At 69.7% G+C, this 12,529-nt stretch carries 13 protein-coding genes; 4 read left to right on the forward strand and 9 right to left on the reverse strand.

Going from position 1 to position 12,529, the window contains the following annotated elements; all coding sequences use genetic code 11:
- Positions 1-16: 16 nt before the first annotated feature.
- Entirely contained in the window at positions 17-1,180 is a 1,164-nt protein-coding gene (locus G9C85_RS10685; protein ID WP_166039767.1) for an indoleamine 2,3-dioxygenase, read from the forward strand.
- 27 nt (positions 1,181-1,207) lie between these two features.
- Here the strand turns inward: G9C85_RS10685 and G9C85_RS10690 are convergent, their stop codons facing one another.
- On the reverse strand, positions 1,208-1,504 hold the full coding sequence (locus G9C85_RS10690) for a hypothetical protein (RefSeq protein ID WP_166039769.1): 297 nt from the start codon (positions 1,502-1,504) through the stop codon (positions 1,208-1,210).
- A 142-nt stretch (positions 1,505-1,646) separates the two neighbouring features.
- Here G9C85_RS10690 and G9C85_RS10695 point away from each other — a divergent pair, with 142 nt between their 5' ends.
- Positions 1,647-2,126 carry an RNA-binding protein gene (locus tag G9C85_RS10695; RefSeq protein ID WP_166039771.1) on the forward strand — a complete coding sequence of 160 codons (480 nt, stop codon included), beginning with the start codon at positions 1,647-1,649 and terminating at the stop codon, positions 2,124-2,126.
- A gap of 34 nt (positions 2,127-2,160) precedes the next feature.
- Here G9C85_RS10695 and G9C85_RS10700 read toward each other — a convergent pair whose 3' ends face one another.
- Both G9C85_RS10700 and G9C85_RS10705 read right to left on the reverse strand, forming a co-directional pair.
- Positions 2,161-2,874: a DUF1028 domain-containing protein gene (locus tag G9C85_RS10700; protein WP_166039773.1), complete on the reverse strand. Its 714-nt coding sequence runs from the start codon at positions 2,872-2,874 to the stop codon at positions 2,161-2,163.
- A gap of 74 nt (positions 2,875-2,948) precedes the next feature.
- Positions 2,949-3,356: a hypothetical protein gene (locus G9C85_RS10705; RefSeq protein ID WP_166039775.1), complete on the reverse strand. Its 408-nt coding sequence runs from the start codon at positions 3,354-3,356 to the stop codon at positions 2,949-2,951.
- Positions 3,357-3,524: 168 nt separating this feature from the next.
- On the opposite strand from G9C85_RS10705, the gene sepF reads away from it, so the two are divergent.
- Together sepF and G9C85_RS10715 are read left to right on the forward strand one after the other, a co-directional pair.
- Positions 3,525-3,887 (forward strand): cell division protein SepF, encoded by a 363-nt coding sequence (sepF, locus tag G9C85_RS10710; protein ID WP_166039777.1) that lies wholly within the window; start codon positions 3,525-3,527, stop codon positions 3,885-3,887.
- Positions 3,888-4,092: 205 nt separating this feature from the next.
- On the forward strand, positions 4,093-4,554 hold the full coding sequence (locus tag G9C85_RS10715; protein ID WP_193570693.1) for a hypothetical protein: 462 nt from the start codon (positions 4,093-4,095) through the stop codon (positions 4,552-4,554).
- 25 nt (positions 4,555-4,579) lie between these two features.
- Here the strand turns inward: G9C85_RS10715 and G9C85_RS10720 are convergent, their stop codons facing one another.
- The 6 genes from G9C85_RS10720 to G9C85_RS10745 all read right to left on the reverse strand — a co-directional run bounded on the left by G9C85_RS10720 (position 4,580) and on the right by G9C85_RS10745 (position 12,419).
- Positions 4,580-5,611 (reverse strand): LLM class flavin-dependent oxidoreductase, encoded by a 1,032-nt coding sequence (locus tag G9C85_RS10720; RefSeq protein ID WP_166039779.1) that lies wholly within the window; start codon positions 5,609-5,611, stop codon positions 4,580-4,582.
- An 88-nt stretch (positions 5,612-5,699) separates the two neighbouring features.
- Entirely contained in the window at positions 5,700-6,077 is a 378-nt protein-coding gene (locus tag G9C85_RS10725; protein ID WP_166039782.1) for a NifU family protein, read from the reverse strand.
- Positions 6,078-6,184: 107 nt separating this feature from the next.
- Positions 6,185-7,849 (reverse strand): LVIVD repeat-containing protein, encoded by a 1,665-nt coding sequence (locus tag G9C85_RS10730; protein WP_166039784.1) that lies wholly within the window; start codon positions 7,847-7,849, stop codon positions 6,185-6,187.
- Positions 7,850-8,042: 193 nt separating this feature from the next.
- Positions 8,043-9,590 carry an LVIVD repeat-containing protein gene (locus G9C85_RS10735; protein ID WP_166039786.1) on the reverse strand — a complete coding sequence of 516 codons (1,548 nt, stop codon included), beginning with the start codon at positions 9,588-9,590 and terminating at the stop codon, positions 8,043-8,045.
- Positions 9,591-9,710: 120 nt separating this feature from the next.
- On the reverse strand, positions 9,711-11,267 hold the full coding sequence (locus tag G9C85_RS10740; protein WP_166039788.1) for an LVIVD repeat-containing protein: 1,557 nt from the start codon (positions 11,265-11,267) through the stop codon (positions 9,711-9,713).
- 174 nt (positions 11,268-11,441) lie between these two features.
- Positions 11,442-12,419 (reverse strand): ROK family protein, encoded by a 978-nt coding sequence (locus G9C85_RS10745; RefSeq protein WP_166039790.1) that lies wholly within the window; start codon positions 12,417-12,419, stop codon positions 11,442-11,444.
- Positions 12,420-12,529: the final 110 nt, after the last annotated feature.

Genomic DNA, 12,529 nt, shown 5'->3' on the forward strand with positions numbered 1-12,529 from the left:
GTCCTACGTGTCCCGCATGGACCAGCAGTCAGGGTCGCTCCCGGACCCGCGCGCTCGCGGCGTCAGCGCCGCGCGCGGGTTCCTCCCCGACGCCGACCCCCTCGTCTCGTTCCGCGACGACCCCGTGCCACCGGGCGCGGGCGACCGCCTCGACGCGCTCGACGCGCTCGCCGACGGCCTCCCCGACCACGTCGCCGACGGCGACCTCCGCGAGCGAACGCGCGCCCTCGACCCCATCGGTGCCGACGTCTGCGACGCCCTCACCGACCGCCAGCTCGTCCGCCTCCGGCAAGTCAGCGGGTTCCTCGCGAGCGCGCACGTCCACCTCGTCGACGCCGACCCCGTGGACGCGATCCCCGCGGGCGTCGCCGTCCCGCTCTACGAATCATCGAATCGCCTCGATCGGAAGCCGATGCTCGCGTACGACACGCAAGCGCTCCACAACTGGCGCCTGTGCGACCCCGACGAGGGGTTCACCGTGGAGAACGTCGACCCGCTCCTCTCGTTCACCGCCCTCGGCGACGAGGACTGGTTCTACGCCGTCCACGTCGCCATCGAGGCCGCCGCCGGGCGCGCGCTCGTCGCCGGCGCCGAAGCCTACCGGGGCGTCGCCGACGACGACCCGGCGCTCCTCGAGGCCGCGTGCCGCGAGATCGCGGAAGCGCTCGGCGACTGCACGCGCGTCATGCAGCGCATGACCGAGGGGAACGACCCCGACGTGTTCGCGACCGCGTACCGCCCGTACTTCGACGGGTTCGACGACGTCGTCTACGAGGGCGTCGACGCCCTCTCCGGCCCGCAGTCGTTCCGCGGCGGCTCGGGCGCACAGAGCTCCGTGATGCCCGCGCTCGACGGCGCGCTCGACGTCGAGCACGCCGCGACGAACCTGATCGACCATCTGCGAGACATGCGCGCGTACATGCCGCCGCCCCACCGCGAGGTCGTCGCCGAGTTCGAGGCCGCCGACGGCCTCCGCGCGTTCGTCGCCGACGGCGATCCCGCGGTCGTCGACGCGTACAACGACGCCATCGACGCGCTCCACGACTTCCGGAAGGTCCACCTCACGCAGGTCGTCCAGTACATCGTCGCCGCGACCGGCGACGCCACCGGCACCGGCGGCACCGACTTCATGCAGTTCCTCGGCACGATGCGCGACGAGACCGCAGACACCGGGCTCTAGCCCGATACCGGGCATCGGACCGCGGCGCTACTCCTCGATCTGGCCGTATCGCTCGTCGACCGCCTCGACGTACGCGGCGAGGAACGCCTCGGTACTCGAGCCGTCGCCGGCGTCCAGTTCCACGAGCAGCGACTCCAGTTCGTCCCGGGGCTGATGGCACTCCCGGCGGAAGCACGGCTTGCAGAGGTACTCGAACTCCTTCCCGGTGCGCTCCCACCGGTCGCCGTGCTTGTCGTACTCGCGTGCCTCGTCCCGGTCGACCTCCGCACCGCAGGCGACGCACGCCACCGGTTCGCCTCCGGAACCGTTCCGTGACCGCCACATGCGTGGACCGACGAAGCGATGGAACTTGTAGTTTCGCCCGCGGCCCGAAATCACCGTACGCGACGACGCTTCCGGCCCCGGAATCGCCCGCGACCGCCCGAGAGCACGCCTTTTAAGCCGGTCGCTGTCGGTACTCACGGGTATGGAAGTCAAGTCCCGGCATCACCTCCGGAGCGACGACGTACGCGAGGTCACCGACGCCGTCGCGGACGCGCTCGGCGTCGACCTGGACGGCGACACGTACGAGCTCGTCGAGATCGAGGGCGGCGAGTTCGACGTCGTCCTCGTCGACGGCAGCCCGGACGTCGTCTACGTCGAGGACGAACCGTTCCTCACGGTCGCCGGCGCGAACGCGCACGAACCGCGGACGCACGTCGTCACCGTCGACGCGGGCGCGATCTCGTTCGTCTCGAACGGCGCGGACGTCATGCGGCCCGGGATCGTCGAGGCCGACGACGACATCGCCGAGAGCGACCTCGTCGCCATCGCCGAGGAGTCCCACGGGAAGGTGCTCGCGATCGGGCGCGCGCTCACGTCGGGCGACGACATGGTCGGGTCCGAGGGGAAGGTCGTCGAGAGCGTCCACCACGTCGGCGACGACCTCTACGAGTTCGACGTCTAAGGCGGCGGCTCGATTCCGCGACGCCGTCCGCTGACTACTCCTGGGCGGCGTCCACGTCGTCGTCTTCGTACGCGTCGCCGTACTTCTCGAGGGCGGCCTCGTACCCCTGCTTCGCGAGTTCGTACGTCTCCCGGAGGTCCGCGAGCGGCGTCTCGGTCGCGTCCACGCGGAGGTCGTCGTAGTACGGCTCCGGGTCGCGGTCCTCGGTCGTCTCGACTTTGACGGCGGCGGACTGGACGGTGAGGTCCTCGCGCTTGTCGCCGCCCTCGTCGTGGCCGGCCTCGAGCGCGTCGATCAGGCGGAGTGCGAGCGGGCGGTCGTCGTCGCGCGTGCCCTCGTACACCTCGCTGGTCGCGGCGAGGACCTCCTGGCCGGTGAGGAGGTTCCCGGCGACCGTGTGGTTCTCGCGGACGATGTCGTCGTAGTGGTCCATGCAGTCCTCGCCCGAGTACGCGAACTCGCCGTGGCGCCCGACGCCGTGGAGCTGGCGCGCGGCGGCGTTCTCGTCGGCGTTCAGGAGCGACTGGAGGGCGTCCTCGACGCGGAGGCCGTCGTCGAGGTACTCGACGCCCTTCCGGCCGAGGCGTTCGTTCACGAGGCTCTGGGTCGCGATCGCGCCGTGCTCGGAGACGAACGGGCACATCGTCCCGACGCCCGGCAGTCGCGTCGTCACCGCGACGCCGAAGCGCGTCTGCTCGGCGCCGTCGTCGTCCTCGTACGTCTCGCGAACGCAGATACTGAACGTCATGCCACCCGGTAGCGACTCGGTCGGCAAAAGTCCGTCCTCCGGCAGCCTCCGGACAGAGCTGCTCGAGTGTGGACTCAGAGGGCGAAGACGCGGTCGACGTCCGCGGTGATCTCGAAGTGCCGACCGTCGCGCGCGATTTCGACGGCGAAGAAGACGAGACAGCACGCGGTCACGACGGTCGCACCGAACAGGACGTGCTGTCCCGTGGACGTGGCTCCTGCGAGCGTTCGCGGTGCCTGCTGGAGCGGGAACGAGATCGCCGCGAGGACGTACGCCGTCGCGAGCAGGTGCCGCCACGAGAGGCGGACGCCGCCGAGTTCAACTGCGGCGACGCGCCCCGCGAGAATCGCGAGGAGTGCCGTGAGAAACATCAACGGCATCGTCGACTGTTCGAGGGCCGTCCGCCACCCGAATATCGCCGCGAAACCGAGTGGGACGACGAGCAGGAGGGCGCCGAGCAGCGAGAACCGCGACTGTCGCACACACCGAAGTTATTTGAGAACAGATAAGACTCTTTCGAGAACTGCACTCGGTGGCGGTTCGCAGTCGCAACCGAGTTGACGGGTTCGTGCGATCGTCCCGTCGTCGTCGCCGAGGTTCGACGCGGACTGACGCAAGAATTATACGGTTGCCGTCGGACCTACTCCGGTATGGGCTTCATGAGCAAGATTCTCGGTGGGCGCGACTCTCGCAGCACCGAGGACTACGTGCAACTCGACGTCGACGACTTCGACGCCGCGGCCTCGGGCGACGCGGCGATGCAGGTACACATCGCGGAGGTCGACGGGCAGGCCGACGCGATCGACATCAAGGACGCCGTCTACGACGGCGACCTCGTCATCGCCGACATCACGCGCCTGCGCACCGAGGACCGCACCGTCGAGCACATCGTCGACGAACTCCGGCAGGTCGCCGACGAAGTGGGCGGAGACATCGTCCAGAAGGGCGACGACCAGCTCATCGTCACGCCGACGGGCGTGAAGATCAGCCGCGAGAAGCTCGGCCGGGACTGACGACGACCGGATTCTCGAACTCTCCTCCGCGAGCGTTCTCGCCGTACGGTTCGCGAACGCGTCCCCGTCGACCACGACCGGAGGCGCTCGTCGCTCCTCGGGAGCGTCCGACGTCGCCGTGCGAGCGAGCGGCCACGCCCGTCCCTGGAACGCTTCAAACGCAAGCAGGCGACCGAAGGACCTGCCGCCGAAAGCACGAACCGTCATGAGCGATAGCAACGCGACGGACGAGGGTCACGAGAGCGACCGTAACGCACCGGACGAGGGTCACGAGCGCGACCGTAACGCACCGGACGAGGGTCACGAGCGCGACCGTAACGCACCGGACGAGGGGGTCGACGAGGACCTCGGGCAGGCGACGATCGTCTACGAGGGCCCCGACGAGGACCCCGTCGAGAAGCGAGTCGAGAACGAGCAGGTGGCGTACTTCCAGGACCACTGGATGGTCAAGACCGGCGAGACTGACGAGGGGAAGGACCGCGTGCTGCGGATTCCGAGCCAGCGCGTCTACCACGTCGAGCGCGACGTCGAGGCGTTCGAGGCGGAGGTCGCGTCGCTCCGGGATCAGGTGCAGTCGATCGCGAACGAACTCCGGGAGAAGGTCTCCTCGGTCGGGAACAGCGGCGAGAGCCGACAGGAGCGACCGCCGGCTGGTGGTCGGCGATAGGGTATTGCGGTCGTTCGAGGACTCCTTAGCGCCGCGGTTCCAGGCCGACGCCGTCGGCGAGTAGTTCGTGCGAGCGGAGGGCGTCGTCGTGGTCGGCGACGACGTGCTGGATCATCACCTCGTCGACGCCGACGCGGTCGGCGAGCTGCGAGAGCAGGCCGTCGAGCGTCTCGGGGCTGCCGGAGATGGCGCGCGGCCATTCGTCGTCGTCGAGCGTCGCCGGCGTCGGCTCCGGGACGCCGCCGAGTTCCTCGATCGCCTCCTCGACGGATGGCGTCGTCCCGATCTCGCCGCGCTGCATCCGCTTGAATGAGGCCTCGGCGACCGCACGTTGTCGGGCGGCGGCCTCGTCGGTCGGCGCGCAGACTGCGTTCACGGCGACCATCCCAGTCGGTTCGTCCACGCTCGCGGCGAGCGCCGACGAGTCGAACTCCTCGCGGTACGCCTCGAACGCGTGCGTCGCGAACGACGGGCGGATGAACGCCGCGAAGCAGAACGGGAGCCCGAGTTCCCCCGCGATGCTGGCGCTCGCAGTGCTCGAACCGAGCACCCACGGCTCCGGCGGGCCGTCGCCCGAGCGCGGGATCTCGACGTCCGCGTACTCGTGGCCGTCCGGGTAGTCGTCGTAGAGGTGGTTCACGACCGCCTCTATCTTCTGGACGTGATCGCGGTCGGGATTCTCGACGCGACGGTCGGTGCCGAGCGCGCGGTCGACGGCCGGCGACCCGTTCGCGCGCCCGAGCCCGAGGTCGACGCGCCCCGGTGCGAGTCCGTCGAGGACGCCGAATGACTCGGCGACCTTGAACGGACTGTAGTGATTCAGGAGGACCGCGCCCGACCCGATCCGGATCGCGTCGGTCTCCGCGGCGAGGTGCCCGAGGAGGACCTCCGGCGTCGTCCCCGCGAGCCGGCTCGCCATCCCGTGATGCTCGGCCACCCAGAACCGCGAGTAACCGAGGCGCTCGGCCTGCTGTGCGGCCTCGACGGTGTTCGCGTACGCGTCCGTCGCCGTCCCCGCGTCGGGAATCGGTGACAGGTCGACGATGGAATACTCCACGTCGGGCCTCGTGCCCTGCGAGAGATAACGGTTCGGCTCGCGGCGACCTCGCCAGTCACCCGGCGACCGCCGGTGGAGTCCCCTGGAATTAGAAGCTGTCCTTGCCGGGGTTCGAGGACCCCCAGTCGCCGCGGCCGCCCTCGGTTCGGTCGACGCCCATGATGGACTCGGCCTGGTCGACGCCGAGGCTCTCGCCGGCCTCGGGGACGCGCACCGTCACGTCCGAGATCTCCTCCCACGTCAGGAGCTCCGCCTCGATGTTCCCGGTGGTGATGTTCGCGACGTCGCAGCCCTTGCAGCCACCGCCCAGCTCCACGACGACCTCGCCCGTCTCGGGGTCGGCCTCGCGGACGGCGCTCGTGCCACCGTGCATCTGGATGATCGGCATCTGCTTGACGAGCCACGTCTCGACGCGCTCCTGGAGCGTCTCCCCGTCGGCGTCGCCGTCGCGGGCGTCCGTACTCATTGCGTGTAAGTTGCTCGCCGGCGAGGATAACGCTTGGGTATCGGTGGCACGACCGTCAAGAACGACCGTGACAGACCCGACGCGAGGACCCGGTCGTGGATTCGAGTTCAGGCGTCGTCCTCGTCGTCGGCGCGGAGGACGCGTGCCGCGCCGGCGCCGAGGCCACCGAGCGCCGCGAGGACGCCGAACCCGGGCACGGACTCGCCGTCGGACACCGTCGTCGCCGTCTCGGACCCGCCCGGCGGCGCCGTCCCGCCGTCCTCCGTCGGCGCGGTCGACGTCGGTTCGGTCGTGGTGGGTTCCGTGGTCGTCGGTTCGGTCGTGGTGGGTTCCGTGGTCGTCGGCTCGGTCGTGGTGGGTTCCGTGGTCGTCGGCTCGGTCGTGGTGGGTTCCGTGGTCGTCGGTTCGGTCGTGGTCGTCGCCGGCTGCGTGGTGGTCGACGCCTCGTCGGCGCTCGGGTAGGCGCCGTCGGTCTGCCAGGTCACGCTCTCGGGCGGCGACGTCATCCTGCCGCCCGCGTCGTCGGGGAGCGTCACCAGCGCGGTGGTGCCGGTGCCGTTGCTCCCGGCGGCGGACGCCACGAGGAACTCGCCCTCGACCGCGAGCTGGGCGGTCCAGAACGCCATGTCGTCTGCGTCCGCCCACCACGCGATCCGCTCGGGGTTCGCGGGGTCGCTCACGTCGTGGACGCTCACGCCGCCCTGGTACCAGGACGCGTACAGGCGGTCGCCGTGGATGTCGAAGTTGTGGCTCGTCGTCCACGTCGACCCCTCGCTGTACGTGTGGTCGTCCGTCGCCGGTGCGTCGATGTGCGCGAGTCGCTCGGGGTTGGCCTTGTCCGAGTTGTCGAACAGCGTGATTCCCGAGGGGCCGCCGGAGTCGTCGCCCTTCTCCAAGTCCCAGGACTCGCCGCCCTCCGCCAGCAGCGTCGCGTCCTCGTTCACGGCGACGTAGTGGTCGTTCCCGCCCGGTTCGACGTACTCGCTCTGCCCGAAGTCGTCGAGTTCGTCGCGCGAGTAGTCGCCGACGCGCGAGACGAACGTCGGGTTCGTGGGGTCGGAGACGTCGAGCGTGAACGTCCCCGAGTCCCAGTACGCGCAGTACGCGTAGTCGCCCTGCACGTAGAGGTCGTGGATCGCCGTACTCGGTGGGCTCGCCCACTCCTCCTTCCAGTCACCGGGCTGCCAGGTGCCGACGCGCTCGAACGGCGGTTCGGCGACGTCGATCATGTCCACCTTCGGCCCGTCGCTCGTGTTCCCCGTGAGGTACGCGATCCCGTCGTGGAGGAACGAGTTGTGGTTGCCGTGCTCGGGCGTCGGGAACCACTCCCCGACCTGCGACGGGTTCGTGGGGTCGTTCACGTCGTAGAGGAAGAACCCACGCGGCCCCTCGCCCTGGAACGCGGTCGGGACGAGGAGTCGGCCGTCGTCGTACTTCACGTCCGCGACCTGCTGCACGTCGGTTCCGTCGGGGTCCGTGAGGTGCTGGGTGGCGTTCGCGATGCTCGGATTCGTGGGGTCGGAGACGTCCACGGTGACGAATCCGGTTCCCGTGGCGACGAACGCGTACTCGCCGTCCGGCGTCGTCACGGCCTCCTTCGCGCCGTTCACGTCGACGCGCCCGAGCGGTTCGTACGTCGCCGGTGGCGACCCGACCGAGCTGCTATCGGACGACGTGGCGCTCGCTGTCTGGCCGAGGAGCGGCACGGAGAGGGCACCGGCGCTCGCGAGGAGCACCTCTCTGCGTTCGAAGTGGTTAGCGTCGTGGACCATGCCCCACACCCCAGACCGGAAACACAAAAGTGTTGTCATATCTGGAGTCGGCCGGCGACTCGCGTTCCGTCCAGCGAGCGCTCGCCGTACGTACACTAGCTCCGTGACCGAGTGCACTCCTCGAACCGCCCGAGCCGATCGAGTCGAGCGGGCCGATCGGGTCAACCGTCCCTATCGCTCGAACTCCGCGCGTTCACTCCTCGCCGATACCGCGGAGGACGCGAGCGGCGCCGACGCCGAGGCCACCGAGCGCTGCGAGGACGCCCAGGCCCGGCGACGCCCCGGACTCGGTCGTCGGCTCCGCGGTCGACTCCGGCGTCGGCGTCGCAGTCGTCGACACCGACCTCGTCGTCGTCGATGGCGCCGCCGTCGCCGTCGTCGTCGCGGCGCTCGTCGTCGCACGCGCCTCCAGTTCCGCCTCGGTCCACGCGACCGCCGACGGCAACGTCGCCATCTCGCCCGCCGCGTCCGGGAACGTCAACAGCCCGCTCGTGACGTTCCCACTCATCCCCGACTCGGCGTGACTCGACGCGACGAAGAACTCCCCGGGCTTCGCGAGTTGGGCCGTCCAGAACGCGCGCTCGCTCGGCGCCGCCCACCACGCGATCCGCTCGGGGTTCGCGGGGTCGCTCACGTCGTGGACGCTCACCCCACCCTGGTACCAGGACGCGTACAGTCGGCCGTTCCGGAGGTCGAAGTTGTGGCTCGTCGTCCACGTCCCGCCGCGGTACGCGTTGCTCCGCGACACCGGCGGGTCGACGTGCCCGACCTCGGTCGGGTTCGCCTTCTCCGAGACGTCGAACAAGGTGATTCCGGAGGGCCCGCCGCTGTCGTCGCCGGCCTCGAGGTCCCAGGACTCGCCGCCCTCCGCCAGCAGCGTCGCGTCCTCGTTCACGGTCACGTAGTGCGCGTTCCCGCCAGGCTCGAGGTACGCCTGCTGGGAGAGGTCCCGTATCTCTTCGAGCGTGTATTCGCCGACGCGCGACACGAACGACGGATTCGCCGGATCCGAGACGTCGAGGACGAACACGCCCGCGTCCCAGTACGCACAGTACGCGTACCCGTCCCGCACGTAGAGGTCGTGCAGGGTCGTGTTCGGGAGTCGACTCCAGTCCTCGTTCCAGTCTCCGGGCTGCCACGTCGCCAGCCGCTCGAAGGACTCTCCGGAGACGTCGACGATATCGACCAGGAGGCCGCCCGTGAGGTACGCGACGCCGTCGACGAGGAACGCGTTGTGGTTGCCGTGATTCGGCGTCGGGAACCACTCCCCGACCTGCGTCGGGTTCGCGGGATCAGAGGCGTCGTAGACGTAGAACCCACGCGGCCCACCGCCCTGTGCGGCCGTCGGCACCAGCACCCGCCCGTCGTCGTACTTCACGTCCAGGACCTCGCGGACGGGCTCGCCCTCGGGACTCTGGAGGTCCGCGGCCTCGCCGACGACCGCTGGCGCGGTCGGGTCCGAGACGTCGACGCTCACGAATCCGGTGCCGACTGCGACGAACGCCGTCTCACCAGCCGGGTCGACGACTACCTCCGCGGCATCGTCGACGTCCACCTCGCCGCGAGGGGCGTACGCCGCGGCGGCGGCCCCTGCACTCGCGGTCGTCCCGGCACTCGAAGTCGTCCCTGCACTCGCGGTCGTCCAGGCACTCGCAGTCGTTCCGAGCGCCGAGAGGGCGACGGCGCTCGCACCGGCACGGAGGACGCGACGACGCCGCGGGGACCACAGATCCTCGTCCATGCAACGAACCACCCAAGGAACCCGGATAAGACTGTCTACCGAACTGACTCGAACGAAGAGGCGCCCGAACGCCGGGGCGTCGTCCGCGCCTGCTCGCGGACGACTCGCCGTCGCGGAGCGTTACTCCTCGCTCGCGTCGTCGTCGTCCGCGAGCAGGCGCGCCGCACCGAGTCCGATGCCGCCCGCGGCCGCGAGCGCACCGAACCCGGGCGACCCACTGGATTCGGTCGTCGTATCGTCGCCCGCGGTCGTCTGCCCGTCGCCGCCACTCGCCGTCGTCGGCTCCGTGGTCGGCTCGGTCGTCGTCGGCTCCGTGGTCGGCTCGGTCGTCGTCGGCTCCGTCGTGGTCGGGTCCGCCGTCGTCGTCGTCGTCGTCTCGCTGGCCGTGTACTTCGACCAGTCGATGTCCGTGACGATGCTCGTCTCCTCCGGCGGCGTGAACGCGCCCGGCGGGTCCGACATCTCGCCGGCCGACGTCGGGAACGTCATCACGCTCCCCTGCATGTTGCCGGCGACGAAGAAGTCGCGATCGCCCGCGACCTTCGCTCCCCAGAACATCGTCTCGCTGGGCTTGCGCCACCACGACAACCGCTCGGGGTTCGCGGGGTCGCTGACGTCGTGGACCATCACGCCACCGTAGTACCACGAAGAGAACAGGCGGTCGCCCCGGATCGAGAAGTTGTGACTCGTCGTGAACTGTCCGCCCCGACCCTCGTCCTCGGAACCGGGCGGGTGGATCCGCGCGACCTCCTCGGGGTTCGCCGTGTCCGAGATGTCGTACACCGTGATGCCGCTCGCACCGCGCTTGTCGTCGTCCGGGTTCCCGTCCCAGGACTCGGCGCCCTTGTAGAGGTAGTTCGCGTCCTCGTCCGGCCGGACGTAGTGCGAGTTACCCGGCGGCTGGAGGCCGACGAGGCCGAGGTTCTGTCGAGTGACCTGCGAGAGCTCGTCCGCCGGTAGGCCGCCCGCGCGACCGATAACCGACGGGTTCTGCGGGTCGCTGACGTCGACCATGAACGTGCCGGCGTCCCACTGCGCGAGGTACGCGACGTCGTCCTGCACGTAGAGGTCGTGACACGACCGGAGGAAGCCGTGGACGTCCTCCCACTTGTCGTCGTGGTCGACGATGGAGAACTCCGAGACGACCTCGAGTTCGTCGCCACTCGTGTCGACCATCTTGAAGCCCTCGTAGTCGAAGTCCGAGATGGTGAGGTACGCGTAGCCGTCCCCGTAGAAGCTGTTGTGGATGGGGTGGTCGACTGTCAGCGAATCCAGTTGCGTGGGGTTCGCGGGGTCGCTGATGTCGTAGAGCAGCGCGGCCTTCACGAGTTCGCCCTGCTGCGGTGCGTTGTTCGGGCCGGTGACGAGGAGACGGTCGCCGTCGATCTTGACGTCCGCGATCATCTGCATCGGGCCGGCGTCGTGGTCGCTCAAGAGGTCGCCGTGCTCGGACGCGATCGACGGGTTCGCGGGGTCGTTCACGTCGATCATCGCGAAGCCGTCGCCGGCGGCGACGGCGGCGAACGTCCCGTCGGTCGTCGTCTCGACTTCCTGTGCGCCCTCGACTGCCACTTCGCCTCGTGGCGCGTACGATGCCTCGGCTGCGCTCGCGACCCCGCCGAGTCCGGCGAGCGCGAGCGCGCCAGCGCTCGATCTGAGTACGTCTCTTCGTCGCATACCACCACTGGCTGTCCCCGGATGGTTAAAACATATTGAATGTACGACGTTGATTTTACCTACCATGACAGACAGTGCCTCGCGCGGACTGTTCCGGGCGAGTACGGCCGCGACAGCCGGGTCGCGCCGGAACCAGTCGCGAGTGCCAGCAGTCGGTGCGGCAGTCGACGACACCTAGCGCTGGTAGTCGGCTCGGTCTCCGGTCCCGCCCGTCATCGCGCTGGCGAGCGCACCCTTGACGACGACGTCGTCGCCGAGCGTCGTCAGCTGGATGTCGGGGACGTTCGTCATCACCATCTCGGAGACGCGCTCGCGGATCGGGTCGAGGACGCGCGCCTCGTTGTGGAGCGCGACCGCACCGCCGACGAACACGACGATGGGCGCGAACGAGTGCACGAGGTTCGTGACGCCCATTGCGTTCCAGTGCGCGAGCTGGTCGACGACGTGCGCGGCGAACGCGTCGTCGTCGGCGTGCTCGAACACGTCCACCGCCGAGAAGTCGGGATCGTCGATGGGGAGTGCGGTGTCGACGCCGGGGTCGTCCTCCGCGAGCAGGCGCGCGTACGCCGGGATGTTCTCGCCCGAGCAGTACGCCTCCCAGTGGCCGTCCTTCCCGCACCCGCAGGTCATGCGGCCGCGGGGGTCGACGACGTAGTGCCCGACCTCGCCGGCGTTGCCGTCCCAGCCGGCGACGACGCGGCCGTCGACGCAGACGCCCGCGCCGATCCCAGAGGAGATCGTGAGGTACGCCATGTCGTCGGGGTTCCGGCTCGAGTGAAAGCGCTCGCCGATGACGCCCGCGGCGGTGTCGTTGTGGAGGTAGACGCGCTCGCTGTCGACGAGCTGCCCGATGGGGCCCGCCAGTGGGATGCGGTCGACGGTGTCGGGGAGGTTCGCGGGATCCTCGACGCTCCCCTCTGCGAGGTCGAGCGGGCCGATGGAGCCGATGCCGCACGCGACGACGTCCGTCGGGTCGACGCCGGCGTCCCCGCACGCGGCGCGGAGCGCGTCGAGGACGGCCTCGGTGACGGCGATGCCCGTCGGGCCGTGCGGTGTTCCGCGACGGTTCGAGCCGACGACGCGTCCCTCGGCGTCGCCGACGACGGCCCGGATGTTCGTGGCGCCCAGGTCGACGCCCGCGTACGTGGCCATTCTATGTCGGGCAAGCGTCGCGCTCGCACTTAACGCTGTAGCATTAACTCGAACCCGAGTATCGGGGGAGTCGTCGGATCGGTTGCTGCCGTCGGGCGAACGGGCCGCCT

The organism is Halorubellus sp. JP-L1 (assembly GCF_011440375.1).
In the GTDB taxonomy this organism is placed as follows: Archaea; Halobacteriota; Halobacteria; order Halobacteriales; family Natrialbaceae; genus Halorubellus.